The 25863-nt window shown below is 62.4% G+C and carries 25 protein-coding genes; 13 read left to right on the top strand and 12 right to left on the bottom strand.

What is annotated here, in order from left to right:
• Window positions 1–84: 84 nt before the first annotated feature.
• Window positions 85–918, bottom strand: a complete 834-nt coding sequence (gene glpG, locus Aeroheme_RS20430; RefSeq protein ID WP_234677020.1) for a rhomboid family intramembrane serine protease GlpG — start codon at window positions 916–918, stop codon at window positions 85–87.
• Between the two features lie 29 nt (window positions 919–947).
• Window positions 948–1271 (bottom strand): thiosulfate sulfurtransferase GlpE, encoded by a 324-nt coding sequence (gene glpE, locus Aeroheme_RS20425; RefSeq protein ID WP_025328822.1) that lies wholly within the window; start codon window positions 1269–1271, stop codon window positions 948–950.
• 167 nt (window positions 1272–1438) lie between these two features.
• Here glpE and Aeroheme_RS20420 point away from each other — a divergent pair, with 167 nt between their 5' ends.
• Window positions 1439–2032, top strand: coding sequence for a LysE family translocator (locus tag Aeroheme_RS20420; RefSeq protein ID WP_025328821.1), 594 nt, complete (start codon window positions 1439–1441; stop codon window positions 2030–2032).
• On the opposite strand, the gene Aeroheme_RS20415 is transcribed toward Aeroheme_RS20420, so the two are convergent.
• From Aeroheme_RS20415 to Aeroheme_RS20390, 6 genes are all read right to left on the bottom strand, one after another.
• Window positions 2011–2856: a helix-turn-helix domain-containing protein gene (locus Aeroheme_RS20415; protein WP_411166469.1), complete on the bottom strand. Its 846-nt coding sequence runs from the start codon at window positions 2854–2856 to the stop codon at window positions 2011–2013. The genes Aeroheme_RS20420 and Aeroheme_RS20415 overlap by 22 nt on opposite strands.
• 2 nt (window positions 2857–2858) lie before the next feature.
• On the bottom strand, window positions 2859–3560 hold the full coding sequence (locus tag Aeroheme_RS20410) for an ABC transporter ATP-binding protein (RefSeq protein WP_106885413.1): 702 nt from the start codon (window positions 3558–3560) through the stop codon (window positions 2859–2861).
• Between the two features lie 10 nt (window positions 3561–3570).
• A complete protein-coding gene (gene livG, locus Aeroheme_RS20405) occupies window positions 3571–4356 on the bottom strand; it encodes a high-affinity branched-chain amino acid ABC transporter ATP-binding protein LivG (RefSeq protein WP_106885414.1) in 786 nt (261 codons plus the stop codon).
• Complete coding sequence (locus Aeroheme_RS20400) at window positions 4353–5621, bottom strand: high-affinity branched-chain amino acid ABC transporter permease LivM (RefSeq protein WP_411166468.1); 1269 nt, start codon at window positions 5619–5621, stop codon at window positions 4353–4355. Before Aeroheme_RS20400 ends, livG begins: the two co-directional genes overlap by 4 nt.
• Window positions 5618–6544, bottom strand: coding sequence for a high-affinity branched-chain amino acid ABC transporter permease LivH (livH, locus tag Aeroheme_RS20395; RefSeq protein WP_111913037.1), 927 nt, complete (start codon window positions 6542–6544; stop codon window positions 5618–5620). The genes Aeroheme_RS20400 and livH overlap by 4 nt, the downstream gene beginning before the upstream one ends.
• 66 nt (window positions 6545–6610) lie before the next feature.
• Window positions 6611–7732, bottom strand: coding sequence for a branched-chain amino acid ABC transporter substrate-binding protein (locus tag Aeroheme_RS20390; RefSeq protein ID WP_162520030.1), 1122 nt, complete (start codon window positions 7730–7732; stop codon window positions 6611–6613).
• A 435-nt stretch (window positions 7733–8167) separates the two neighbouring features.
• Here Aeroheme_RS20390 and Aeroheme_RS20385 point away from each other — a divergent pair, with 435 nt between their 5' ends.
• The gene (locus Aeroheme_RS20385; RefSeq protein ID WP_106885418.1) at window positions 8168–9172 is read left to right on the top strand and encodes a substrate-binding domain-containing protein; all 1005 of its coding nucleotides are present in this window, start codon (window positions 8168–8170) and stop codon (window positions 9170–9172) included.
• A 76-nt stretch (window positions 9173–9248) separates the two neighbouring features.
• Here Aeroheme_RS20385 and norR read toward each other — a convergent pair whose 3' ends face one another.
• Complete coding sequence (gene norR / locus Aeroheme_RS20380) at window positions 9249–10772, bottom strand: nitric oxide reductase transcriptional regulator NorR (RefSeq protein ID WP_411166467.1); 1524 nt, start codon at window positions 10770–10772, stop codon at window positions 9249–9251.
• A 171-nt stretch (window positions 10773–10943) separates the two neighbouring features.
• Here norR and norV point away from each other — a divergent pair, with 171 nt between their 5' ends.
• From norV to Aeroheme_RS20330, 10 genes are all read left to right on the top strand, one after another.
• Window positions 10944–12479: an anaerobic nitric oxide reductase flavorubredoxin gene (gene norV / locus Aeroheme_RS20375; protein WP_411166466.1), complete on the top strand. Its 1536-nt coding sequence runs from the start codon at window positions 10944–10946 to the stop codon at window positions 12477–12479.
• Complete coding sequence (norW, locus tag Aeroheme_RS20370; RefSeq protein WP_411166465.1) at window positions 12476–13642, top strand: NADH:flavorubredoxin reductase NorW; 1167 nt, start codon at window positions 12476–12478, stop codon at window positions 13640–13642. Before norV ends, norW begins: the two co-directional genes overlap by 4 nt.
• A gap of 51 nt (window positions 13643–13693) precedes the next feature.
• Window positions 13694–14047, top strand: coding sequence for a DUF1971 domain-containing protein (locus Aeroheme_RS20365; RefSeq protein ID WP_111913045.1), 354 nt, complete (start codon window positions 13694–13696; stop codon window positions 14045–14047).
• A 141-nt stretch (window positions 14048–14188) separates the two neighbouring features.
• Window positions 14189–15406, top strand: a complete 1218-nt coding sequence (locus Aeroheme_RS20360; protein ID WP_411166464.1) for a 4Fe-4S binding protein — start codon at window positions 14189–14191, stop codon at window positions 15404–15406.
• Window positions 15407–15539: 133 nt separating this feature from the next.
• Window positions 15540–15623 (top strand): tryptophanase leader peptide, encoded by an 84-nt coding sequence (gene tnaC / locus Aeroheme_RS20355; protein WP_080675260.1) that lies wholly within the window; start codon window positions 15540–15542, stop codon window positions 15621–15623.
• Between the two features lie 202 nt (window positions 15624–15825).
• Window positions 15826–17292, top strand: coding sequence for a tryptophanase (gene tnaA, locus Aeroheme_RS20350; protein ID WP_290069987.1), 1467 nt, complete (start codon window positions 15826–15828; stop codon window positions 17290–17292).
• Window positions 17293–17361: 69 nt separating this feature from the next.
• Window positions 17362–18576 carry an aromatic amino acid transporter gene (locus Aeroheme_RS20345; protein ID WP_106885424.1) on the top strand — a complete coding sequence of 405 codons (1215 nt, stop codon included), beginning with the start codon at window positions 17362–17364 and terminating at the stop codon, window positions 18574–18576.
• Window positions 18577–18814: 238 nt separating this feature from the next.
• Entirely contained in the window at window positions 18815–20032 is a 1218-nt protein-coding gene (locus tag Aeroheme_RS20340; RefSeq protein WP_106885425.1) for an aromatic amino acid transporter, read from the top strand.
• A 160-nt stretch (window positions 20033–20192) separates the two neighbouring features.
• Window positions 20193–20573, top strand: coding sequence for an amino acid-binding protein (locus Aeroheme_RS20335; RefSeq protein WP_106885426.1), 381 nt, complete (start codon window positions 20193–20195; stop codon window positions 20571–20573).
• Window positions 20574–20597: 24 nt separating this feature from the next.
• Entirely contained in the window at window positions 20598–21278 is a 681-nt protein-coding gene (locus tag Aeroheme_RS20330) for an ArsR/SmtB family transcription factor (RefSeq protein ID WP_106885427.1), read from the top strand.
• A gap of 160 nt (window positions 21279–21438) precedes the next feature.
• Here the strand turns inward: Aeroheme_RS20330 and Aeroheme_RS20325 are convergent, their stop codons facing one another.
• Together Aeroheme_RS20325 and Aeroheme_RS20320 are read right to left on the bottom strand one after the other, a co-directional pair.
• Window positions 21439–21666, bottom strand: a complete 228-nt coding sequence (locus Aeroheme_RS20325) for a lipoprotein (protein ID WP_159392280.1) — start codon at window positions 21664–21666, stop codon at window positions 21439–21441.
• A gap of 521 nt (window positions 21667–22187) precedes the next feature.
• Window positions 22188–23138, bottom strand: a complete 951-nt coding sequence (locus Aeroheme_RS20320; RefSeq protein WP_404839715.1) for a transposase — start codon at window positions 23136–23138, stop codon at window positions 22188–22190.
• Window positions 23139–23401: 263 nt separating this feature from the next.
• Here Aeroheme_RS20320 and Aeroheme_RS20315 point away from each other — a divergent pair, with 263 nt between their 5' ends.
• A complete protein-coding gene (locus tag Aeroheme_RS20315) occupies window positions 23402–23716 on the top strand; it encodes a hypothetical protein (protein ID WP_411166463.1) in 315 nt (104 codons plus the stop codon).
• A 75-nt stretch (window positions 23717–23791) separates the two neighbouring features.
• Here the strand turns inward: Aeroheme_RS20315 and glyS are convergent, their stop codons facing one another.
• Entirely contained in the window at window positions 23792–25861 is a 2070-nt protein-coding gene (glyS, locus tag Aeroheme_RS20310) for a glycine--tRNA ligase subunit beta (protein ID WP_411166462.1), read from the bottom strand.
• Between the last annotated feature and the right edge of the window lie 2 nt (window positions 25862–25863).

Genomic DNA, 25863 nt, shown 5'->3' with positions numbered 1-25863 from the left:
CGCGACCAGCAGACCGACCAGATGGGCCATGTTGGCGGTAGCTATGGCTGCCGAGCGGGCCGTAGCAATCGCGACGATGAGACGTCAGGCGGGCCTGTGATGCCTGTCCAGCCAACCTTGCAGCAGGCCGACCAGCAGGCCGACCAGATGCGCCATGTTGGCGGTGGGAGTGCCGAGCATGTCGAAGAAGCCGAGCACCAGCCAGATCAGCATGAAGCCCATCAGGGCCGGCGGCATGGTGAGGCCGCAGGCGGGCTGCAACCTGGCCCGCATCCAGCTGTAGCCGAGCAGGGCATAGACCACCCCGGAGAGGCCGCCAAAGCGCGGGCCACTCACGAAGAACTCGGCGATATTGGGCAGCGCAGCCCCGACCAGCAGCAGGATAAACAGCTTGCCGCTGCCGAGCCGCTGCTCGATCTGGCCGCCGAGATACCACCACCACAGCAGGTTGAACACCAGGTGCAGCACCGAGAAGTGGATAAAGGCCGGGGTGACGTAGCGCCAGGCCTGCCAGTCGGTGAACTGGGCCAGGGTCGGGTGGAACGCCAGCTCGTCGAAGATGGGCAGGCCTATGGCGTCGAGGGCATAGATGGCCAGGCAGGCGATGATGACCACCAGGGTCAGGGGGCCTGCCTGATGGAGGAAGTCGGTGACGGGATCCGTCATCCCCTTACTGTAGTCGATGCGGGCATCCGCCCGGCCGGACTGCCAGGAGGCTTCCATGTAGCGGGGGTGGTTGGGCTCGGCCAGAAAGCGCTTCACCTCCAGCTGGGCCTGGGCGAGGCGCTGCTCGTTCGCCAGCCAGACGGAGACACCGAGCTCGGACTGGGTCAGCTCGCACGAGATGCCCAGGGTGGCGAGGTAATCCACCAGCGCCTGGGCCATGCGGGCGTCACCCAGTACCAGCAGCTGGATCATGCCGGCCGGGGAGGAGTGGCCCGCCCCTGTCATGCGTCGCCTGCCTGGATCGGGAACTCCCTGCGCCAGGCCTCGAAGCCGCCGTCCAGGCTGTAGACGGCGTCATAGCCCTGTTGCAGCAGATACTGGGCCGCTCCCTGGCTGCTGTTGCCGTGATAGCACATCACGATCACCGGGGTATCGAAGTCCACCTCGTTCATGAAGCGAACCAGGGAACCGTTGGTGAGGTGGAAGGCGCCGACCGCGTGGGCCGTCTCGAAGGATTGGGGATCGCGAATGTCCACGAGACGGGCCTCACCGGCCTCCAGCTTCTGGTGGGCATCCTGGGCGCTGATATGGGCAAACTGGTCCATTGAGATGTCCTGCAAATAGATGATTGAGGGCCAGTTTACCGCAAGCCGTGGCTAGCGCTAAGCCCGCAATGTGCCTTGCCATGTGCCGCGGGATCGCAATTTCCTTCAATATCGGCTCGGGCGGGCCGGGTAGGCTGGTGGCTCAATCCTTTGCGTGAGCATCATCCATGGAAATCAGTCTGTTGTTGTCCATGTCCGGGTTTGCCCTGGCCATGTCCATCTCCCCGGGGCCAGTCAACCTGGTCGCCCTCGGCACCGGTGCCCGCTACGGCTTCCCGGCCAGCCTGCGCCACGTGGTGGGGGCGACCCTGGGCTTCATCCTGCTGCTCCTGCTGATGGGGCTGGGCCTCGGCGGTGCCCTGTCCCGGTGGCCGGTGGCGGCGGGCGCCATCCACTGGGGCGGCGTGCTCTTTCTCTGTTACATGGCCTGGCAGCTGCTGGTGGACAGGGGGCAGCTGGAGCGGGTCGAGGGGGCGCCACCCGCCTTCTGGTACGGGGCCCTGATGCAGTGGCTCAATCCCAAGGCCTGGCTGGCGGCCAGCATGGGGATGGGGGCCTACGGGGTCGCGGGCGGGCTGGGGCAGATCGCCCTGTTTACCTCTGTCTATCTGGTGATCTGCCTCGGCTCAATCGCCTGCTGGGCCTATGCCGGCAGTTGCATGCAGGGGTTGCTGCTCGTGCCTCGCCGACTGCGCTGGTTCAACCGGGCCATGGCGCTCTTGCTGCTGCTCAGCGCCGCCTATCTGGTGCGTTCAGCCTGACGGGCGAGCTGGGTCCTGTACTGGCCCGGGGTGGCGGCGACCCTGCGCTTGAACTGGCGCTGGAAGTGGGCCTGATCCGCAAAGCCGCTGGCCAGGGCGACCTCGGCCAGGGGCTGCCCCTGTTTGAGCAGGGTGCGGGCGTGGCGGATGCGCCTGTCCAGCAGATAGGCGTGGGGGGTCATGCCGTAATGGTGGCTGAAGGCGCGCACGAAGTGGGAGGGAGTGAGCCCGGCCACGGCGCTCAGCTGTGACAGGCTGAGGGGGCTGGCGCTGTCGTCCTGCATCAGCTCGGCGGCCCGTTGCAGGTGCTGGGGCGGGCGATCGTCCCAGCGTGCCGGGGTGAGCCTGGCCAGCAACTGGCGACTGAACAGGTGGCAGGCCACCTCGCGGGCCAGGGGATCCGGCGCCTGCACCAACTGGTGATGGAGGTGCTGCAAGCCCTGGTAGAGCAGGGGATCCCGGCTCGCCGTCATGTCGAAGGGCCTAAACTCGCTGCCGAGGCCGGCCTCCTCCTGCTGACCGCGCAGCCAGTCGGTATCGAGGTAGAACATCAGATAGGACCAGGGCTGGTCGGCGATGGGGTTGCAGGCGTGCACCTCCTCCGGATTCATCAGCACCAGGGAACCCGGGCCGACCTCCTGCCTGCTGCGCTGGTTGAGGTAGTGGCTGTGGCCGCCGGTGATGGCGCCGATGGAGAAGTGGGCGTGGCTGTGCTTGTCGTAGCAGACGTGGCGGCCATCCTGCACCGCCCGCGCCTCGATGAAGGGCAGGGCAGGGTCGTGCCAGAAGCTGTGTCTGTCCGGCCCTGCCTCTGTCCTGCTCATGATCAGCCGCCGAGATAGGCCTGGCGCACTGCCGGGTTGGCGAGCAGGGCCGCCCCCGTGTCTTGCAGCACCACCCGGCCGTTTTCCAGCACATAGCCCCGATCCGCCAGCTTGAGCGCCTGGTTGGCGTTCTGCTCCACCAGGAAGATGGTCATCCCCTTCTGGCGCAGCTGCTCTATGGTGTCGAAGATCTGCTGGATGATGATGGGGGCCAGCCCCAGGGAGGGTTCGTCCAGCAGAAGCAGGCGCGGCTTGCTCATCAGGGCCCGGCCTATGGCCAGCATCTGCTGCTCGCCGCCGGACATGGTGCCCGCCCGCTGCTCCAGCCGCTCGTGCAGCCGGGGGAACATGGTGAACACCTGATCCAGCAGGGCAGGTTGCTCGGCTTTGTCGACGAAGAAGGCCCCCATCAGCAGGTTCTCCTGCACCGTCAGGCGGGCGAAGATGCGGCGCCCCTCAGGCACCACTGCGATGTCCTTGCGCATGATGCGGGCCGTGCTGAGGGAGTCTATCTGCTCCCCCTCGAACCAGATGCTGCCGCTGCTGGGCTTGGGTTCGCCGCAGAGCGTCATCAGCAGGGTGGTCTTGCCGGCACCGTTGGCGCCGATCAGGGTGACGATTTCCCCCTCTTTTATCTCGACGCTGACGTCGTGCAGCGCCTGGATCTTGCCGTAGTGGGTCGATACGTTGCGAAGTTCTAACATCTTGATTTCCTTACGACTCGCCCAGATAGGCCTTGATCACGGCCGGGTTGTTGCGGATCTCGTCCGGTTTGCCATGGGCCAGCGGGGTACCCTGATTCACCACGAAGATGCGGTTGGAGATCTCCATCACCAGCTTCATATCGTGCTCTATCAACAATACTGACACCCCAAACTCGTCCCTCAGGTTGGAGATGAGGTCGTTGAGCTCGTCGGTCTCGTGCGGGTTGAGGCCGGCGGCCGGCTCATCCAGCATCAGCAGCTCGGGCCGGGTCGCCATGCAGCGGGCGATCTCGAGGCGACGCTGCTGACCATAGGCCAGGTTGCCGGCGGGGCGGTTGGCGAGATCCTTGAGACCCACCTTCTCCAGCCAGAAGGCGGACTGCTCCAGCCCCTCTTTCTCGGCGCGGCGGAAGCTCGGGGTCTTGAACAGGCCGGCGATGAAGCCGGTATTGAGATGCCTGTGCTGGGCCACCAGCAGGTTCTCCACCGCCGTCATCTCCTTGAACAGGCGTACGTGCTGGAAGGTGCGCACTATGCCCTTGCGGGCGATGAGGTGGCCGGGCAGCCCCTGGATCTCCTCGCCACGGTAGCGGATGGTACCGCCGGTAGGACGGTAGAAACCGGTCAGGCAGTTGAAGATGGTGGTCTTGCCCGCCCCGTTGGGGCCAATGATGGAGATCACCTCGCCCTTGTCCACATCCAGCTTGACGCCGTTGACCGCCAGCAGGCCGCCGAAGCGCATCGACAGGTCAGAGACGTCGAGCAATTTGTTGTTGGTATTGTTCAGCTTGCTCATTTGCGCAGCTCCATATGGGGTCGGCTCATGGGCAGCAGTCCCTGCGGCCGCCAGATCATCATGAACACCATCAAGAGGCCGAACATCAGCATGCGGTACTCGTTGAACTCACGGGCCAGCTCCGGCAGTACCGTCATCACGATGGCTGCCAGCACCACCCCGATCTGGGAGCCCATGCCCCCCAGTACCACGATCGCGAGGACTATGGCCGACTCGATGAAGACGAAGGACTCCGGGCTGATGAAGCCCTGGCGCGAGGCGAAGAAGCTGCCGGCGAAGCCCGCGAAGCAGGCGCCTATGGTGAAGGCGGTCAGCTTGATGATGGTGGGGTTGAGCCCCAGCGACTTGCAGGCGATCTCGTCTTCCCGCAGCGCTTCCCAGGCACGGCCCAGCGGCATGCGCAGCAGACGGTTGATGACGAACAGGGTCGCCACCACCAGCACCAGCGCCATCAGGTAGAGGAAGATCACCTTGTGGTTGGCGTTGTAGGCGATGCCAAAGAAGTCGTGGAAGGTGCCAAAGCCCCCATCCTTGACGGTGCGGTTGAACTCCAGGCCGCCCAGGGTCGGCTTGGGAATGCCGGAGATCCCGTTCGGGCCGCCGGTCAGAGTGGTCATGTTGTTGAGCAGGATGCGGATGATCTCGCCAAAGCCCAGGGTGACGATGGCCAGATAGTCCCCCCGCAGCCGCAACACTGGGAAGCCGAGTAGGAAGCCGAAGGTGGCCGCCATCAGGCCGGCGATGGGCAGGCACTCCCAGAAGCTCAGGCCGAAGTAGGTGTTGAGTAGGGCGTAGCTGTAGGCGCCGACCGCGTAGAAGCCGACGTAACCGAGATCCAGCAGGCCGGCGAGGCCCACCACCACGTTGAGCCCCAGCCCCAGCATGATGTAAATCAGCGCCAGGGTGGCGAGATCGATGGCACCGCGGGACGCCATGAAGGGCCAGCTGACCGCAAACAACAGCACCAGGATGGCGGTGAGGTTGTAGAGCTTGGGCGCCTCCTCCGGGCTCGGCAGCACCAGCTTGGTGAAGCCGACGGAGAAGCCGCTGATGGAGGCCTGGAACAGGCGGCTGATCTGGCCACGCAGCATCTGGAACCAGAAGACGATGGTGGCGCCCCCCAGCAGCCAGGCCAGGGAGATATCGAGCCGGCTCACCACCAGCAGGCGGGAGCCATCGGTCTCCAGCTTGAAGCCGAGCAGCCAGAAGGAGAGCACCAGCAGCATCAGGCTGGCGATACAGGCATGGATAAATTGTTTTTTCATACCTTCTCGACCTCCGGGCGACCCAGAATGCCAGTAGGCATAAACAGCAACACGAAGATAAGCAGGGCGAAGGCCATCACATCCTTGTACTCGGTGCTGAGGTAACCGGCGGTGAGCGCCTCGACCACGCCGAGCAGCAGGCCGCCGATCACGGCGCCAGGAATGCTGCCGATGCCGCCCAATACCGCTGCCGTAAACGCCTTGAGACCGGCCATAAAGCCGAGATAGGGGTTGATGACGCCGTAATACATGCCGAGCAGCACGCCCGCGACGGCGGCCAGGGCGGCCCCCAGCACGAAGGTGATGGAGATGACCACATGGGTGTCTATGCCCAGCAGGTTGGCCATCTTGATGTCTTCCGAACAGGCGCGACAGGCGCGGCCCATGCGGGAGCGGTTGATGAACTGGGTCAGCGCCAGCATGGTGATGAAGGTCACCACGAAGATGATGAGCTGCATGTAGGAGAGGCTGGCCTGGAAGCCCTCCTCACCGCCCAGGGTCCAACCCCCGGAGATCAGGGTGGGCATGGCGATATCGCGCGAGCCCTGTGCCATTCGCATCATGTTCTGCAAGAAGATCGACATGCCGATGGCGGAGATGAGGGGGATGAGGCGATTGCCGCCCCGCAGCGGGCGATAGGCGACCCGCTCTATGGTCCAGCCATAGCTGCCTGTGATGAGGATACTGATCAGAAAGGCGCCGCCCAGCAGCAGCACTGTGCTGTCGATGCCCATCATCATGAGCCCGGCCATCACCATGAAGGCGACATAGGAGCCGATCATGTAGACCTCGCCGTGGGCGAAGTTGATCATGCCTATGATGCCGTAGACCATGGTGTAGCCGATGGCGATCAACGCATAGGTGCTACCTATGGTTAACCCGTTCAGCAGCTGCTGAACCAGATAAAGAAGGTGTTCGGACATACTGCGTTCCCTGTACTTGCCCGCAAAGAAAGGAGGGGGTGACGCTTGTCACCCCCGACCGGCAGATTATTTGAGTTGAGTGGAGGTACCGTCGGCGTGCCACTGGAAGACACCGAACTCGAAGCCCTTGAGGTCACCGTTCGGTGCCCAGGTCAGGGGACCCATGACGGTGTCGATCGGTGCGGCCTTCATGGCGGCAGCCACGGCAGCGGGATCATCCTCGCCCGCCTTGGCGATACCGGCTGCCAGAGCTTGCATGGCCGCGTAGGTGGTCCAGACGAAGGGACCCGAGGAGTCCTGACCCTTGGCCTTGAAGGCTTCTACTATGGAGGCGTTGGCAGGCAGCAGGTCGTACTTGTTCGGCAGGGTGACCAGCAGGCCTTCGGAGGCCGGGCCGCCGATGGCGGAGATGTCCTTGTTACCCACACCTTCCGGACCCATGAACTTGGCTTTCAGGCCTTTCTCGCCAGCCTGGCGCAGGATCAGGCCCAGCTCCGGGTGGTAGCCGCCGTAGTAGACGAAGTCCACGTTCTCTTTCTGCAGCTTGGCGATCAGGGCGGAGAAGTCCTTGTCCCCGGCGGTGATGCCTTCGAATGCCACTACCTTGACGCCAGCCTTGTCCAGCGCCGCCTTGACGCTGGAGGCGATGCCTTCACCGTACTGCTTCTTGTCGTGGATGACGGCCACGCGCTGGGGTTTGACCTGCTCGATGATGTACTTGGCGGCGGTCGGGCCCTGGTCGCTGTCGAGGCCAATGGTGCGCATGGTCAGCTGGTAGCCACGCTCGGTGATCTTGGGGTTGGTGGAGGCCGGGGTCACCATCAGCACACCTTCATCTTCATAGATGTCAGAGGCGGGCAGGGTGTTGTCTGAGCAGAGGTGGCCGACCACGAACTTGACGCCGTCGTTGATCACCTTGTTGGCGATGGCCACGGCCTGCTTGGGATCGCAGGCGTCGTCATAGATGACGGCTTCGATCTGTTTGCCCTTGATGCCGCCCGCCTTGTTGATCTGCTCGACCGCCATCTTGCCGCCGGTGAACTGCATGTCACCGTACTGGGCGACCGGGCCGGTCAGGGGACCGGCGATGCCAATCTTGATGGTATCGGCCGCATTGGCCATGGAGACTGATCCAAACAGAGCCAAAGAAACCGCTGCCCTGACTGCCATTTTGCTCAAGTTATTCATTGATTCGTCCCTTAATCAGTGGATTGTTTCATTTTCCGTGTGTCATTCCGAGCCTGTGTCCCGCCAGCCCGGCAATAGATAAGGTTCTATCATTCCTCGCCGTGCAATAACAAGATGTTAAAGATACTAACCGGAACGGCTTGGGTAGGGCTTTTATGAAACAAATGCCCTGCTTAAGTTTGGATTTTGGAGTTTAATATCGCATATGTCGATTAACATACTGACAACAAATTGTCACGGTGACAATTTTCAGAGTAAAAAACTGACGATATTTCATTCTGCGTCCGCTCTCATTTTGACCAAATTCCGTTTGCGCAAAAAGAAATGACCGCCTAGATTAGCCAAGATTGACAATTCGCTGGCAGCTCTCGTTAAAACCAAGCCTTTATTCGGGAAATCTGCTACTGTTCCGCCTTTGTTATTCAGGAGACAGAGATGGCCACTATCAAGGATGTCGCCTCCAGGGCAGGCGTATCCATCTCCACCGTCTCACATGTACTCAATCACACCCGTCGGGTCAGCGAAGATGCAACCCAGAAAGTGCTTGAGGCGGTGGCAGAACTCAACTACGCGCCCAATTCGGTAGCGCGCAGCCTCAAGATCAACTCGACCAAGACCATAGGCATGCTGGTCACCACCAGTGCCAACCCCTTCTTCGCGGAAGTGGTGCAAGGGGTGGAAGCCTACTGCTTCGAACAGGGTTACAGCCTGATCCTGTGCAACACCGAGAACCAGCCCCCCCGTCAGCAGCACTATCTGCGGATGTTGATGGAGAAGCGGGTCGACGGTTTGCTGGTGCTGGGGACCGACATCGACACCCCGCTGCGGGACATGCTGCGGATCCACAAGAACGTGCCCCAGGTGGTACTGGACTGGGGAACCGAGTGCGACTTTGCCAACGTGATCAACGACAACGCCCGCATAGGTGCGCGCCTGGCCGTGCGTCATCTGCTGGAGCAGGGTCACACCGAGATCGTCTGCATCACGGGCCAGATCGACAAGCCGACCACCCAGCAGCGCTTGGACGGGGTGCGTGACGCCCTGGGAGAGCATGGCCTGACCCTGAAGGACGAGCAGATCTTCGAAGGGGACTACGAGAGCCAGAGCGGCTACGACGCCATGCAGCGGATCCTGGCCCTCAAGCCCCGCCCGACGGCGGTGTTTGCCTTCGACGATCCCATGGCGATCGGTGCCATCTGCGCCGCCTGGGAAGCCGGGGTCAAGGTGCCGGACGACATCTCCATGATCGGCTACGACGACGTGGAGATGGCGCGCTTCTCCAGCCCGCCGCTCACCACCATTCGCCACCCCAAGGCCGAGCTGGGCCTGCTGGCGGTGCAGCATCTGGTGAGCCGGATCCGCAACAAGGCCCTGGAAGTCGAGTCCATGACGGTTCAGCCTGAGCTTATTGTTCGTCGCTCGGTCAAGTCTCTGCGCTGATCGCCCGGCCTCAGGCACCACGAAAAACCCCCTCCCTCGCGAGGGGGTTTTTGTTTTTGGGGCCCAGCGCCGCCCCTCAGGGCTTGAGGCCGAGCCGCCGGGCGAGTCGGTGCAGGTTGCCGCCGTCCAGCGCCAGAGCCCGGGCGGTGGCGGCCCAGTTGCCGTCCAGGGCCGCCAGGGTCTGCTCTATCAGCTGGAGCTGGAAGGCGTCGGTGGCGGCGCGCAGGCCGAGGCCGGTGGCGACGGACGGGGCCGGGGTGGCCGTGCTGGCGGCAGGTGGCGGCGAGACCGCCGCCCCCAGATTGAAGTGGTGAGCGTCCAGGGCCGGGGACTGGCTGCCCTGTTCGGCCCTGGCCAGCACGGCGGCTCTGTGGATGGCGTGCTCGAGTTCGCGCACGTTGCCCGGCCAGTCGTGACCCTCTAGCAGTGCCAGCACCCCAGGCAGGATGCGCAGCCGCTCCAGCCCCAGGCTGACCCGGCAGCGTTCGCAAAAATAACCGGCCAGCAGGGGAATGTCGCCGGGGCGTTCCCGCAGCGCCGGGGCCTGGATCGGGAAGACGCTCAGCCGGTGGTAGAGGTCGGCCCGAAACTGCCCCTCGACCACAGCCTGCTTCAGATCCCGGTTGGTGGCGGCCAGGATGCGCACATTGACCTTGAGGGGGGTGTCGTCACCTATGCGCTGCAGATCCCCGTATTGCAGCACCCGCAGCAGCTTGGCCTGCAGCGCCAGCGACAGCTCGCCAATCTCGTCCAGGAACAGGGTGCCCTTGTCGGCCAGCTCGAACTTGCCCGCCCTGTTGTGGATGGCGCCGGTGAAGGCCCCCTTCACGTGACCGAACAGCTCGCTTTCGGCCACCGACTCCGGCAGGGCGGCGCAGTTGAGATAGACCAGGGGCGCACTGGCGCGGGGTGAGCCCTGATGCACCGCCTTGGCGATCAGCTCCTTGCCGACCCCCGTCTCCCCCAGGATCAGCACGTTCAGCTCCGAGCTCGCCACCACGTCTATCTCGTGGCGCAGCCGGGCCATGGCGGGGGAGTGGCCTATCATCTCCGGCTGGCCCTCGGCATGGGGGGCTGAGGCGAGGGGCTCGCTGCTCTGGCGGGCGAGGCGTTCCAGCAGCAGGGCGTTGCTGAGGGCGGCGGCGGCCAGGGCCCCCACCAGTCGCAACTCCTCGTCGCTGATGCCGTCGAACTGGGTCGGGTTCATGCCATCTATGGTCAGGGCGCCGATGAGCGTCTGATCCGAAAACAGTGGCAGGCCGACGCAGGCGTGCACCTTGAAGTCGTCGTGATCCGGGATCAGGCCGTCATAGGGGTCGGGCAGGGAGCTGTCGGCAGGGAAGCGCACCACGTCGCCAGCCCGGGCTATGGCCTCCATGCGCGGGTGATCCTTGAGGGCGAAGCGGCGGCCCAGCACGTCCTGCATAAGGCCGTCGATGGCGAGCGGGATGAACTGGCCCCCCTCGTAGCGCAGCAGGGCAGAGGCGTCCGAGTGCAGCAGGCTGCGCACGCTCTGGATCAGACGGTGGAACCTGTCCTGATGGGAGATGCCGAGTTGCAGGTCGAGGGCGATGCGCGCCAGGCTGTCGGTCGAGATCACGATGATTGTCCAAATGACAGTGTATTTGTTATTTTGACTATAGAGAGAGGCTGTCTAAATGACAATGTCAGATATTGTAATCTAGTAAAAACAATAAGTTATAAGTTGGCACGTCCGCTGCAATAGGGAATTCAGTCACACATTCACTATTGCCTGCTGAGGAACTGCCTGATGAGCATTCACGTCAAGAACAACATCCACTGGGTCGGCCAACGGGACTGGGAGGTGCGTGACTTCCACGGCACCGAGTACAAGACCCACAAGGGCACCAGCTACAACAGCTACCTCATCCGCGAAGGGAAGAACGTGCTGATCGATACCGTCGATCACAAGTTCAGCCGCGAGTTCGTGCAGAACCTGGCGGCGGAGATCGATCTCGCTTCCATCGATTATGTGGTGATCAACCACGCCGAGGAGGATCACGCCGGCGCCCTGACCGAGCTGATGGCCCGTATCCCCGGCACCCCCATCTACTGCACCCACAACGCCATCGACTCCATCACAGGTCACCATCATCATCCGGAGTGGAACTTCCAGCCGGTGAAAACCGGCGACAGCCTGGACATAGGCAACGGCAAGCAGCTGGTGTTTATCGAGACCCCCATGCTGCACTGGCCCGACAGCATGATGACCTATATGACGGAAGATGCGGTGCTCTTCTCCAACGACGCCTTCGGCCAGCACTACTGCGACGAGCACCTGTTCAACGACGAGGTGGATCAGACCGAGCTGATGGAGCAGTGCCAGCGCTACTACGCCAATATCCTCACCCCCTTCAGCCCCCTGGTGACCGCCAAGATCCAGGAAGTGCTCGGCTTCAACCTGCCGGTGAGCATGGTGGCCACCTCCCACGGCATCGTCTGGCGCGAGGATCCCACCCAGATCATCCTCAAGTATCTGGAGTGGGCTGACCACTATCAGGAGGATCGCATCACATTGTTCTACGACTCCATGTCCAACAACACCCGCATGATGGCCGACGCCATCGCCCAGGGCATCCACGAGGTGGACCCGGGGGTGGCGGTGAAGATCTACAACGTGGCCCGCCACGACAAGAACGAGATCCTGACCCAGGTGTTCCGCTCCAAGGGGATACTGGTGGGTTCCTCCACCATGAACAACGTCATGATGCCCAAGGTGGCTGGCATGCTCGAGGAGATCACCGGCCTGCGTTTTCGCAACAAGCGGGCCTCGGCCTTCGGCAGCTACGGCTGGACCGGTGGCGCCGTGGACAGGATCCAGACCCGGCTGATGGACGCGGGTTTTGACATCAGCCTCTCCCTCAAGGCCAAGTGGCGGCCGGATGGCTCGGCGCTGGCCCTGTGCCGCGAGCATGGCCGCCAGCTCGCCCGTCAGTGGGCGCTGCATCCGCTGGAAGCGCCCCGTCCGATCATCACAACTAGCGCCGCAGCGGCTCCGGTAGTTAAGGTGGGTGTCCCAGTTTTTTCCACAACTCAGACTGCGGTGACGCCTGCCCCCGTGATCGCCAAGGCGCCGCAAGCCGCACCGGCCGCCGGTGAATGGGACGACGACCAGCCCATGCTCTGCACCGTCTGCCAGTGGGTCTATGACCCGGCACTGGGCGAGCCGGATCAGCTGGTGGCACCGGGCACTCCCTGGGCCCAGGTGCCTGACAGCTTCCTCTGCCCCGGCTGCGGCATCGGCAAGGAGGTGTTCGAGCCCTGCGCCGTGGAGGTCTGTGTATGAACGCAGCAACCCTGAGTGACGCCGGTGTCTGCCGGGAGATACTGGTGATCGGCAGCGGCTTCGCCGCCCAGCAACTGGTCAAGAGCCTGCGCAAGCTGGACGGCGAGCGGCCCATCCGCCTCATCACCGCCGACAGCGGCGACGAGTACAACAAGCCGGACCTGAGTCACGTGGTGAGCCGGGGTTGCGCCGCCGCAGCCATGACCCGGCTGACTGGCAGCGACTTCGCCGAGCAACAGCGCATCACGCTGCTGCCCCACTGCCAGGTTCTCGGCATAGATCCCGCCCGGCGCACCCTGTTGACCTCGCAGGGCAGCTTCCCCTATGGCCAGCTGGTGCTGGCCACAGGCGCCAGCGCGGCGCGCCCCGAGATACCGGGCAGCGAGCATCTGGTGACCCTCAACAGCCAGCAGGAGTACGCCGCCGCCGAGGGGCTGATCCAGCAGGCCAGACGCATCATGATATTGGGGGCCGGGCTGATTGGCTGCGAGCTGGCGATGGACATGGCGAGCGATGGTCGCGAGGTGACTCTGGTGGATCTGGCGGGTAGTCCGCTCAGCGCCCTGTTGCCTGCCGCCCTGACCCAGCCGTTGCAACAGGCGCTGCGCAGTCAGGGAGTCAGGCTGCAATTCGGGACGGGTCTCGCCAGGATAGATGCCCAGCCGGGGGATGGTTGGCGCGTCACCCTGACCGACGGGCGCACCTGCGAGCAGGATCTGGTGATCGCCGCCATAGGCCTTACGCCCAATCTGGACCTGGCCCGTGGGGCCGGGCTGGCAGTGGAGCGCGGCATCCTGGTCGACGATCGGCTGCAAACCAGCGATCCCCATATCTTCGCGCTGGGGGATTGCGTGCAGTGGCGGGGTCAGCTGCTTCCCTTCCTGCAACCAATAGTGCTGGGGGCCAATACCCTGGCCAAGACCCTGCTCGGTACCCCGACCCTGCTGACCCTGCCCCCCATGCTGGTGAAGGTGAAGACCCCGCGTTACCCCTTGCAGCTGGCGGGCCGCACCCAGGGCGAGGATCTCGCCTGGCAGTGCCGCTGGAACAGCCACGGCATGGTGGCCGAGGCGCACGGCGAGGATGGCGAGCTGTGCGGCTTCGTGGTGGGGGGCGATCAGATGAGCGCCGCCTTCCCGCTGCTGCGCCAGCTGCCCCGCTGATCCACTTTATCGATTGAGGCCGGGCCGACCGGCCATCTGAGGAGAATGTCCATGTCACTGCACCTTATTCCCGCCCATTCTATTCCTACAGATTGGGTGGTTCGTCGCTCCACCCCCTTCTTCACCCGCGCCAACGTGCCCCAGGCCCTGCTCAGTCACCACAACACGGCAGCCGGGGTGTTCGGCCAGCTCTGCGTGATGGAGGGCACCGTCACCTATCACGGCTTTGCCGACGAACAGGCCGAGGAGCCGGAGCTGAGTCTGGTGATCCGGGCCGGCCAGTTTGCCACCAGCCCGCCCCGGTACTGGCACAGGGTCGAGCTGTCGGAAGATGCCCGCTTCAATATCCACTTCTGGGCCGAGCAGGGTTCGTCGGATCAACCCCTGTTCAACAGCCGAAAATAATAAGGTTCAACAGCCGCAAAGGGTGAGAACGGGTGGGGCCAATCCGGGTGAATGGCCCCTCTGCCCATGCAGATCAAAATAATCAACTCAGATGTTCGTTATCCTGCCCCCTTATCCGAATGAGTTCTGTGAGGGAGATGCATGAGCCTGATTGAAGCCATGACCATGGTGGCTGGCCTGGTCTATCTGGTGCTGCTGGCGTGGCAGGCGCGATCGGGCTGGCAGTGGCGTCTTGCCCTCGGCCTGCTGCTCATGCTCTGGTTGCTGGTGGCGGACAGCCTGCTCTGGATCGGGTTGGGGCTGGTGGTCGTCCCCCTCGCCCTGTGGCACAGATACAGGCCGCTGCCGGTACTCGGCGGGATCAACAGCCAGTCGCTGCGGGCCTGGACCCGCCAGCTGCTGCTGCTCTGCTGGGGGCTGGTGACTGTGCAGTACGGCGTCCATATCTGGCAGCTGGGGCAGGGGATCCCCCCCTGGCTGGTGCGTCCGGATGTGGTGGACGGCTTCCTGCCCATCGCAGGCGGTCTCGGGCTGCGGGCCTGGCTCGGGCAGGGGCTGGTGGATCCGCACCATCCGGCGGCCACCATCACAGTGCTGGTGCTCTGCCTGTCGGCCCTGCTGCTGGGGCGGGCATTCTGCGCCTGGTTCTGCCCGCTAGGGCTGGTGGGTGAGTGGCTGCATCGACTGCGTACTCGCCTGTTGCCGGGGGAGTGGGTGCCGCCCCGCTGGCTGGATTGGCTGCTGCGGGCCCAGAAGTTTCTGGTGCTCGGTTTCCTGCTCTTCATCATATTGCTGGCGGTACCCGCCGCCGCCCTGCCCGGCTACCTCGCCAGCCCCTACCATCAGGCCGCTGACATGAAGATGGGGGCCTTCTTCTTCAACCTGACCCTGATTTCGGGCCTCTGCCTCGGCTGGGTGCTGCTGCTCACTGTTGCCTTCCGACAGGGATTCTGTCGCTACCTCTGCCCCTACGGCGCCTGGCTCTCTTTACTCGGTCTGCTGACACCGCTGCGCATTCGCCGTGACCCGGCCCGCTGCCTGCGAAGTGTTGGCCATGACTGCGACAGGTGCAGCCGGGCCTGTCCTTCCCGCATCCAGGTGCACCAGCTGATCGCGGTGCAGAGCCTCGAGTGCAGCAGCTGCCTGAGCTGCGTCGCCGCCTGCCCCAAAAGCGCCGATGCACTGTACCTGGGCAGCAAGGCACGCAGGCTGGAGCCCCAGTGGCTGCTGGGTCTGCTCTGCCTGTTGCTGCTGGTGTTGCCGCTGCTCGCTTACGGCCTGCTGGATATCTGGGTCAGCCAGACGCCGCTCGCCGACCGCTACGAGTTGCTGCAACGGCTGCCCTGGTTGAATCATTGAGCCGTCGGCGGGGGTGTATAAAAATCCCCCGCCAAACTGTTAGCGCCATCCCAAATTGCTCATGTCGCAATTGATCCTTGGGCGGGGCCCCCCATAATGGATTGCGTTATTGGTCGTTGTTAATTTCAACCAGATGAGCAACAACATGAATATCATGATCACCTCACCCAAGTGGTTTACCCTGGATCATAAAATCGCGTTCTTCTTCCCGCTGTAATATCCCCCGCGGCGCTTGTGCATTTATATGGATGCAACGAGTCCGTCTGAATTCCTGATCTGAAATAATCTGCACTGGCGCTCGCCTTATTTATTGGCGAGGCGATGTCGTGCACCCGATCTCATTATTCGCCAGCTGCCAACCATTATTGATGGCGGGTGATGAGACTCATCCTGAATATTTAAAGCTAGGGTGTCTATCCATGGAAAACTTCAAGCATCTTCCCGAACCGTTCCGCATTCGTGTCATCGAGCCGGTCAAGCGCACCACCCGCGCCTACCGGGAGGAGGCCATCATAAGGGCGGGCATGAACCCCTTCCTGCTGGACAGCGAAGACGTCTTCATCGACCTGTTGACCGACAGCGGCACAGGCGCCATCACCCAGGACATGCAGGCCGCCATGCTGCGCGGCGACGAGGCCTACAGCGGCAGCCGCAGCTACTATGCCTTGCAGCGGGCGGTGCAGGAGATCTTCGGCTATTCCCTCACCATCCCCACCCACCAGGGGCGTGGCGCCGAGCAGATCTACATTCCCGTGCTCATCAAGAAGCGGGAGCAGGAGAAGGGGCTGGATCGCAAGAAGATGGTGGCGCTCTCCAACTACTTCTTCGACACCACCCAGGGCCACACCCAGATCAACTGCTGCGTGGCGAAGAACGTCTACACCAAGGAGGCGTTCGACACCTCTGTCACCGCCGACTTCAAGGGCAACTTCGATCTGGTCAAGCTGGAGGAGGCCATCCTGGAGGCGGGGCCAGCCAACGTGCCCTACATCGTCAGCACCATCACCTGCAACTCCGCCGGGGGCCAGCCGGTGTCGATTGCCAACCTCAAGGCGGTCTACGAGATAGCCCGGAAATACGACATTCCCGTCATCATGGATTCGGCCCGCTTCGCCGAGAACGCCTACTTCATCCAGCAGCGCGAGCCCGGCTACGCCGACTGGAGCATAGAGGCCATCACCATGGAGTCCTACAAGTACGCCGACGGCCTCGCCATGTCGGCGAAGAAGGATGCCATGGTGCAGATGGGGGGCCTGCTCTGCTTCAAGGACGATAGCATGCTGGATGTCTACACAGAGTGTCGCACTCTCTGCGTGGTGCAGGAGGGCTTCCCGACCTACGGCGGTCTGGAGGGGGGCGCCATGGAGCGGCTCGCGGTGGGGCTGCGGGACGGCATGCGTCAGGACTGGCTGGCCTATCGCATCGGCCAGGTGCAGTACCTGGTGGACGGCCTGGAGGCCATCGGCGTGGTGTGCCAGCAGGCGGGGGGGCACGCGGCCTTCGTGGACGCGGGCAAGCTGCTGCCCCACATCCCGGCGGGTCAGTTCCCGGCCCATGCCCTGGCGTGCGAGCTCTACAAGGTGGCCGGCATCCGGGCGGTGGAGATCGGCTCCCTGCTGCTGGGGAGGGATCCCGCCACCGGCAAGCAGCACCCCTGCCCGGCGGAGCTGCTGCGCCTCACCATACCGCGCGCCACCTATACCCAGACCCACATGGACTTTGTCATCGAGGCCTTCGGCGAGGTGAAGAAGAACGCCAGGAATGTGAAGGGGCTCGACTTTATCTATGAGCCGGCGGTGCTGCGCCACTTCACCGCCAGATTGAAGGAGATCGAGCCTCAGGGTCAGGCGGTCAGCAAGAAGAGTGAAAAATTAATAGAAGCATAACGAGTCAGGGGCACTTAATCAGGTGCCCCTTTTTTTCACAGCTCTGTGAAATTTCGGGAGTGATAACACATGACATCGAAACCATCCGTGACGGGAGGGGCCTGCATTATTGCCAGCGTCTGTGTCGGCGCCGGCATGCTGGGGTTGCCAAGTGCGGGGGCGGGCGCCTGGACCAGCTGGTCCTCGCTGGCCATTATTCTCACCATGATCATCATGACGGTCTCCGGCTGGATGTTGCTGGAAGCCTTCAAACCCTATGAATTGACCGCCTCCTTCAATTCGGTGACCAAGGATCTGCTCGGTCACAAGATAAATATCTTCAACAACCTGACCGTCTATTTCGTCGGCGGCATTCTGCTGTACGCCTATATCACCTCCTCGGGTCTGATCCTGAGCGGCTTGCTCGGCATCAATAGTCAGCTGGCCTCGGTGTTGTTCGTGCTGGTCTTCTCCTGTTTCGTCTGGCATTCGACCCGGGCGGTGGATCGGATTTCGATCGTCTTGATCGCCTTTATGGTGCTGAGCTTCGTGTTCGGGGTGTCGGGCCTTGCCGCCAACATAGACGCGACCATGCTGTTCCACTCCCTCACCGAGGAGCTGGGTCAGGCGCCCTATGCTCTGGCCATGCTGCCGGTGGCGCTCACCTCCTTCGGCTACCACCACTCGGTGGCGTCGATGCGGGCCTATTACGGCGAGGAGCAGAAGGCCAAGCAGGCGATCCTGGGGGGCACCCTGATCGCGCTGGCGCTCTACCTGCTGTGGCTGCTGAGCATCTTCGGCAACCTGCCTCGCAATGCCTTCGGCCCCATCATCGCCAAGGGGGGCGACGTCGATGTGCTGCTCGGGGCGCTGGCCTCGGTGATCGAATCCAGGCGGGTATCCAACGCCATCAACCTCTTCTCCATGGCGGCCATTCTCTCCTCCTTCATCGGGGTGGGCCTGGGGGTGTTCGACTATCTGGCGGATCTGTTCAAGTTCGACAACAGCCGCCAGGGCCGTGCCAAGTCCTGGGGCGTCACCTTCCTGCCGCCTCTGGTGTTCTCCTTGCTGTTCCCCTTCGGCTTCGTGGTGGCCATCGGCTATGCCGGGGCGGCGGCGACCGTCTGGGCCTGCATCATCCCCGCCCTGCTGGCGAAAAAATCCCGGGAGCTGGCGCCACAAGGGGGCGGCTTCAAGGCCCCCGGTGGCCAACCCATGGTGGTGGCCGTCATCCTGTTCGGGGTGCTGACGGCCATCTTCCACCTGATGGCCATGGCGGGCATGCTGCCCATCTATACCGGTTGACCTCAACCCTCCGGCAAGCCGACAGGGGGCGCCTGCGGGCGCCCCCTGTGGTGTCTGGCGCCTGAACCACCCCGAACAGGGGAGCAATGGCCGTATATCGCCCCCATTTCCCATCAATTCGCCCCCGGATTTGATACCCGAAGGCATGAAGGGTAAAGTCCCCCGGCGCCAGCATTGGCGAACGCAGGAGAAGCACGGCGGCGCGCCGTGACCAGTCAACAATCCGTTTGGGGGAGTAATGGAACAGAAACCATCGTTGGTGGGCGGGGCATGCATCATTGCCGGCGTCTGTGTGGGAGCCGGTATGTTGGGACTGCCGAGTGCGGGCGCGGGTGCCTGGAGCCTCTGGTCCATGCTCGCGGTGGCGCTGACCATGGTGGTGATGACGGTCTCTGGCTGGATGCTGCTCGAATCCTACAAGGGCTATCCGCTGCGCGTCTCCTTCGATACCGTGACCCGGGATCTGCTGGGAGAGAAGGTCAATGCCCTCAACAACCTCAGCGTCTATTTCGTCGGCGGCATTCTGCTCTACGCCTACATCACCTCGGCCGGTCTCATCATAGATGGCATGACGGGAATGGGCAGCCACTGGGCTTCCGTGCTCTTCACCCTGGTCTTCTCCGTGCTGGTGTGGCACTCCACCCGGGCGGTGGACCGCATCTCTGTGCTGCTGGTGATCCTGATGGGGCTGAGCTTTGCCTTCGGCATCTCTGGCCTGTCGATGAACATCCGCCTCGATCTCTTGCTCGACAGAGTCGGCAGCGAGACCCACTACGCCCCCTATGCCCTGGTGATGCTGCCGGTGGCGCTCACCTCCTTCGGCTATCACCACTCGGTGTCGTCCATGCGGGCCTACTACGGCGAGGAGCGCCGCGCCAGCCGCGCCATCCTGGGAGGGACCGTCATCGCCCTCACCTTCTACCTCATCTGGCTGGTGAGCGTGTTCGGCAACCTGCCCCGCAGCGAGTTCGGCCCGGTGATCGAGCAAGGGGGCAACGTGGATGCCCTGCTCAAGGCCCTGGGCTCGGTGATCGAATCCAAGGCGGTGGCCAATGCCCTCAACGCCTTCTCCATGGCGGCCATTCTCTCCTCCTTCATCGGGGTGGGCCTGGGGGTGTTCGACTATCTGGCGGATCTGTTCAAGTTCGACAACAGCCGGGGCGGCCGCGCCAAGTCCTGGGGCGTCACCTTCCTGCCGCCTCTGGTGCTCTCCCTGCTGTTCCCGTTCGGCTTCCTGGTGGCCATCGGCTATGCGGGCGCCGTGGCCACCCTGTGGACCTGTATCATACCGCCGCTACTGGCCTGGAAGGTGCGCAAGGCGGCACCTGCTGGCAGCGCGGGCTTCCGCGCTCCCGGCGGTATCCTGATGATAGGGTTGGTGATCCTGTTCGGGGTGCTGACCGCCGCCTTCCATCTGCTCAACATGGCGGGGCTGCTGCCTGTCTATACCGGCTGATCGGCATCCCTTGCGATCTTATGTAGAAATAGCGGCGCCTTTGGGCGCCGTTTTGCTTGGGTCGTCACGGGCAGAAGGGGTGGACACTTCGTCCGCCATCGAAGCGTTGCCCTGGCAGTGCCATTACTCTGGAGTCTCTTGTCATCGAGGAGAGTCAGAGATGTACGATATTCACGTGATGCTGCCCGATAACCCGGGCACACTGGGGCAGTTCGGGAGCTTGATGGGGCGGGCCGGTGTCAGCCTGGAAGGGGGCGGCATGTTCACCCTGGGGGGCGCAGGTCATGCCCACTTTCTGGTGGGGGATGGCGCCGCTGCGGCCCGGGCCGCCGAGCAAGGGGGGCTGGAAGTGGTGGCGGTGCGCGAGGTGCTGGTGCGCCGCCTCAAGCAGGAGGTGCCGGGGCAGCTGGGGGCCATCTGCAGCGCCTTGGGGGATGCCTCTGTCAACATCATCACCCTGTACAGCGACCATGCCAACCAGCTGATCCTGGTGACCGACAACATCGACAAGGCCCGCAGGATCACGGCCGAGTGGCAATGACAGGGGCAAGCAGAGAGTAGCGAGATGAGCAAGCTGGAGAGCCTGGAACAAGGATTGGCGCAGGTGGCGGCCGCCATAGCCGATGGCAGTCGCGCCCGCATGTTGTGCGCCCTGATGGATGGGCGCGCCTGGACGGCGACCGAGCTGAGCCTGATGGCCGAGGTGTCGGCGTCAACCGCCAGCAGCCACCTGGCCCGGCTCCAGCAACAGGGGCTGACGGCCTGTGTCCGGCAGGGCAAGCATCGCTACTACCGCATCGCGAGCCATGAGGTGGCGCTGGTGGTGGAGCAACTGATGGGGCTGGTGGACATGGGCACGGGGGCGCTCAGGAGCAAGACCCCGGAGCGGCTGCGCTTTGCCCGTAGCTGTTATGACCATCTGGCGGGCGAGCTGGGGGTGAGGCTTCATGACGGCCTGATGAGCCAGGGCTGGCTGGAGGCTGAGGGCTATGGGCTGACCCCGCAGGGGGAGCAACATCTCGGTCAGCTTGGCATCGACTGCATGGCGACTGGCAAGCGCCCCTTCGCCTGCCACTGTCTCGACTGGAGCGAGCGACGCATGCATCTTGGTGGCCAGCTAGGTGCCCGCCTGCTCAGCCATATGCTGGACAAGGGGTGGTTGGTACGCGGGCTGGAGAGCCGTGAACTGACCCTGACCCCCAAGGGGCAGCGGCAGTTGCAACGGCAGCTCGGCATCGTGCTTTGAGGAGTCACAGCCTTGCCGGGGGGGCTGTGAGTCGGGAGCTTGGCCACAGGTTGATTGATTGCGGCCTTTCCATTGCGGCTTAAGGATTGAAAGCCCCAAACATGGTCATCATATGGGGTTTTTACATTGGGCAGATATTGTTTCAGGCGGTCATAGGGGGTTATTCAACCGGGGTCAGACGGAAGCCTTTGCCTTGCATGCACAGGTTGATCAGCTCTGCCTGCTCTTCATCCTCGATCTTGTTGAGTTTGACCTGATATTGGCACTCGGATAAGGCATCTGTTCTTTGGGCTTCTGAGGCACCCGCTTTCGTATATTCGCTGCTGGGAGTGGAGGAGCAAGCGCTCAGTACCAGAATGGCGCCAAGAAGGATAAGGTGACGTTTCATGAAAGTGCCCTTTGCAGTGATGCATATTGAAAATGCTGCCAATATGTTTTTCTATCACTTGACCCGACAGCTATTCCGGTCAATCCAATGACAGATGTTTCGCCATTATATAGCCCCCTGACTTTCAGATATTAACCGGGGCTGAATGAAGGCGCAGAAAGCATGATTGCCTTGCCGTCCAATCCATCCCCTCCAAAACATAACCCCACCGATAGACACCGAGGATCGGCATCCTCTCCTCCCTGAATTGGTCTCTTAATTGGGACACCCACCAATTCTCTCATTTGGACACCGGTCTCTTATTTGGGACACCCACCTGATGGGAAATGGCGGATAACCTGAAAACCCCATTTGTGTGCAGGCTGATTCCGGGGATGGAAGGCATGAAACTGCGGTGGTAGTGCGAGCTGTGAGCTTGAGCGAGCGTCAGTGGCTGCCAGTTGGTAATCAGTGCCCGTACAGTGTCAAAGAGGGCCGCTGTCATTGATGGATGGGTGGTGAACTCGCGAGTTTTTCAGGTATCAAGGACTGGGTTGGTAACATCGCGTCTGGCCACAATGGGCGGCGTAGCGCTGGCAGCAAAGCTTGTCACCAATGGCTCTGATACCGTGGCGCCGAAACAGGGTGACTTGCCCCAACCATTGTCCCTCTTCTATGCCCAGGCGCTGGAGCACAGGTGCGAGATGATGCGGGATATGGCCATGCTTATCGAGGCGAATGGCTCGCCCAGTCCAATCCACCAGCGCCAGATAATCGGTAAAGCAGCAGGGGAGCGCCTCTGGCTTACCTTCTCTCGCAAAAGGCAGCAGCAAGGGGGTCTGTGTGGCTAGATCAGCGGCTTGCTCGATACGCTGCTGGATGCTGGTGAAGTCGCTCTCCTCCGGTGTGGTCGCGATGCCAGCTCGAATGGGATTGAGGTCGACATAGGTCATGCAGGCCAGCAGTGCCGACTCGGTGAGCAGGGCCTGGCTTTTGAAGCGCCCCTCCCAGAAGTGGCCCTTGCAGCCGTCTTCCTGATTGGCCTGGCGGGCCAGCGACTCGTTCAGCAAGCGCACCAGCCAGCTGATGGAATGGAGGCGCTCCCGCCACTGGGCGATCAGCTGCTGCACAACGTCCAGCTCGGGTGCTATCAGTTCCTCTCCCTGATACCAGCGCCGCACCAGCAAGGACCACTGGAACAGGCGAGACCAGCGCTCTGCCACTTCCCGTTCACTCCACTCATGGGCAATGTTGGCCTGCACCTTGAGTACCAGGTGATAGTGATTGCTCATCACGGCATAGGCGCAGATGCCGATGGCAAAGACCTGCGACAGCTGGCCCAGCTTGTCGGCAACCCATTGGCGTCTGTGCTCGTAGCTTTGGCCTGAGTGAGCATCCTGGCCGCAGAGAAAGGCGCGCCGGACGCAGCGGCTGACCACGTGGTAGTAAGGCGTATCGGCGAGGCTGATCTGGCGTGAACGGGCGATGGTCATGGCGGCTCTCTCCTCGGGTCTCACGGTTTAAGAAAGGTGGAGGAGGCGTGAGTTGTCAAAGCTGGAGCTAGGTGGGTGTCCCAGCTTTTGGCTTTCACGCGAACATCCGATTACGCCTGACGGCTAATCGAACCTACGGATTTTCAATACCCCAGCATTCATGGAGTAATAATCCTCCCTTTATGGAGACTTGTGAGTTGCAACATGAAAAAACTATAGGTTGATGATTATATTGAGTTTCCTGTCATTTAAAAGGAGGGGTTATGCAAGAAGCTCAATTTATTGATGTAATTCATGCCAAAACAAAAATAAGGCTAACTTTCTTTTCTAAAGAGGACGGTAGGCCCTTAGTGCGTTTATGTGCTCCTATGGACTTCGGCCCCAGTCGCCGAGCTCACAATAAAGACAACCGTTATCATCTTTGGGATTATGAAAGTGATGAGAAGAACCATGTGCTCTCACTTTTGCCAGGTCAAGTCTCAAAAATGGAATTTTTAAACCAGAATTTTTGCCCAAGCGAATTTGTGACATGGCCACCAAATTGGTTTGTACCAAGAGATTGGGGACAATATAGCTAGTCAATACTTGGATATTTCAAAACAAAAACGGCGCCTTAACGGCGCCGTTTTTTATTTCAATCAACCCAACCCAAATTACTGCAGCAGGGAGATATCCGCCACTTGCAGAAACAGGTTGCGCAGGTTGTTCAGCAGCGCCAGACGGTTGGCCTTGAGGGCTTCGTCTTCAGCCATCACCATCACCTCGTTGAAGAAGGTGTCGACCGGTTCGCGCAGGGCGGCCAGACGGGTGAGGGCGGCCTGATAGTCACCGGCGGCGAACAGCGGAGCCAGTTCGGCTTGCAGTGCAGCAACCTGGGTGGCCAGCGCTTTCTCGGCGGCATCCTGCAACAGTTCCGGTTTGACGGCAGTCGGCAACTCGCCTTCGACCTTGGCCAGAATGTTGCTCACGCGCTTGTTGGCGGCGGCCAGGGCCAGGGCGGCATCCAGGGTGCGGAAGTGGCTGACGGCCTTGACGCGACGATCGAAGTCGAGCGGACGGGTCGGGCGGCGGGCCAGTACGGCCAGCACCACATCGGCACCGATGCCTTCGTCCTGATAGGCGGCGCGGAAGCGGCCCAGCATAAAGTCGACCACGTCGGTAACGACGGTCTTGTTGGTCAGCTTGTCGCCGTAGACGCGAACGGCCTCTTCCACCAGTTCAACCAGATCCAGGTCCAGCTGCTTCTCGGTCATGATGCGCAGGGCACCGATGGCGGCGCGGCGCAGGGCGAAGGGATCCTTGTCGCCTTTGGGCAGCATGCCGATGCCGAAGATGCCGGCCAGGGTGTCGAGCTTGTCGGCCAGCGCGACGGCGCAGGCTTCCAGAGCGGACGGCAGAGCATCACCGGCGAAGCGCGGCATGTACTGCTCGTTGAGGGCCACGGCCACCACTTCGTCTTCGCCATCGTGACGGGCGTAGTGCATCCCCATGACACCCTGGGTGCTGGCGAACTCGCCGACCATGTTGGTCATGAGATCACACTTGGAGAGCAGGCCGGCACGCTTGGCCTGAGCCACGTTGGCACCGATGCGCTCGGCGATAAAGCCGGCGACGGTCTCGATGCGCTCGACCTTGGCCTTGACGGTACCGAGCTGTTGCTGGAACAGCACGGTTTCGAGGCGCGGCAGGCGGGAGGCCAGGGTCTGCTTGAGGTCGGTCTTGAAGAAGAACTCTGCGTCAGACAGACGGGGGCGAACCACCTTCTCGTTGCCGCTGATGATCTGGCTCGGGTCCTTGGACTCGATGTTGGTGACGAAGATGAACTTCGGCAGCAGCTTGCCGCTCTTGTCGTAGACCGGGAAGTACTTCTGGTCACCCTTCATGGTGTGCACCAGCGCTTCAGCCGGAACGGCCAGGAACTTCTCTTCGAAGTTGGCGGTCAGCACCACAGGCCATTCGACCAGGGCGGTGACCTCTTCCAGCAAGGCGTCGTCCAGATCGGCAACGCCACCGAAGGCGGCGGCAGCCGCTTCGACGTCAGCCTTGATCTTGGCCTTGCGAGCCATAAAGTCGGCCACCACCATGCCGCGCTCCAGCAGGATCTGCGGGTACTGGTCGGCATTGTCGATGGTGAACTCGCTCTCGCCCATAAAGCGGTGACCGCGAATGGTGCGGGCGGAGTCGATACCCAGAATGTGAGCGGGCACCAGATCCCCATCCAGCAGCAGGGTCACGGTGAACACCGGACGCACGAACTGGATGGTCTTGTCGCCCCAGCGCATCATCTTGGGGATGGGCAGCTTGGCCAGTGCAGAGGCAACCAGCTCGCCCAGCAACTCTTTGGCCGGACGACCTTCGACCTTGGCGGTGTGGACCAGCCACTCGCCCTTGTCGGTGACCAGACGCTCGGCCTGTTCCACCGTGATGCCGTTGCCACGGGCCCAGCCTTCGGCAGCCTTGGTCGGCTTGCCTTCGGCATCGAACGCCTGAGAGACGGCCGGGCCGCGCTTCTCGACGCTCTTGCTCGGCTGCTCGCTGGCCAGCGCGTGTACCTTCAGCGCCAGGCGGCGCGGTGAGGCGAACCACTCGACGTCGCCGAAGGCCAGGTCGGCCTTGGTCAGCTCGGCTTTGAAGTTGTCGGCAAAGGCTTCGGCCAGGGAGCGCAGGGCTTTTGGCGGCAGCTCAGCTGTGCCGATCTCTACCAGAAATGTATGTTGTGCCATGT

The organism is Aeromonas sp. DSM 116730, assembly GCF_046581335.1.
Lineage (GTDB): Bacteria > Pseudomonadota > Gammaproteobacteria > Enterobacterales > Aeromonadaceae > Aeromonas > Aeromonas rivipollensis.
The sequence above is the reverse complement of the archived record's forward strand: the minus strand, read 5'-3'. Positions and strand labels throughout refer to the sequence as shown.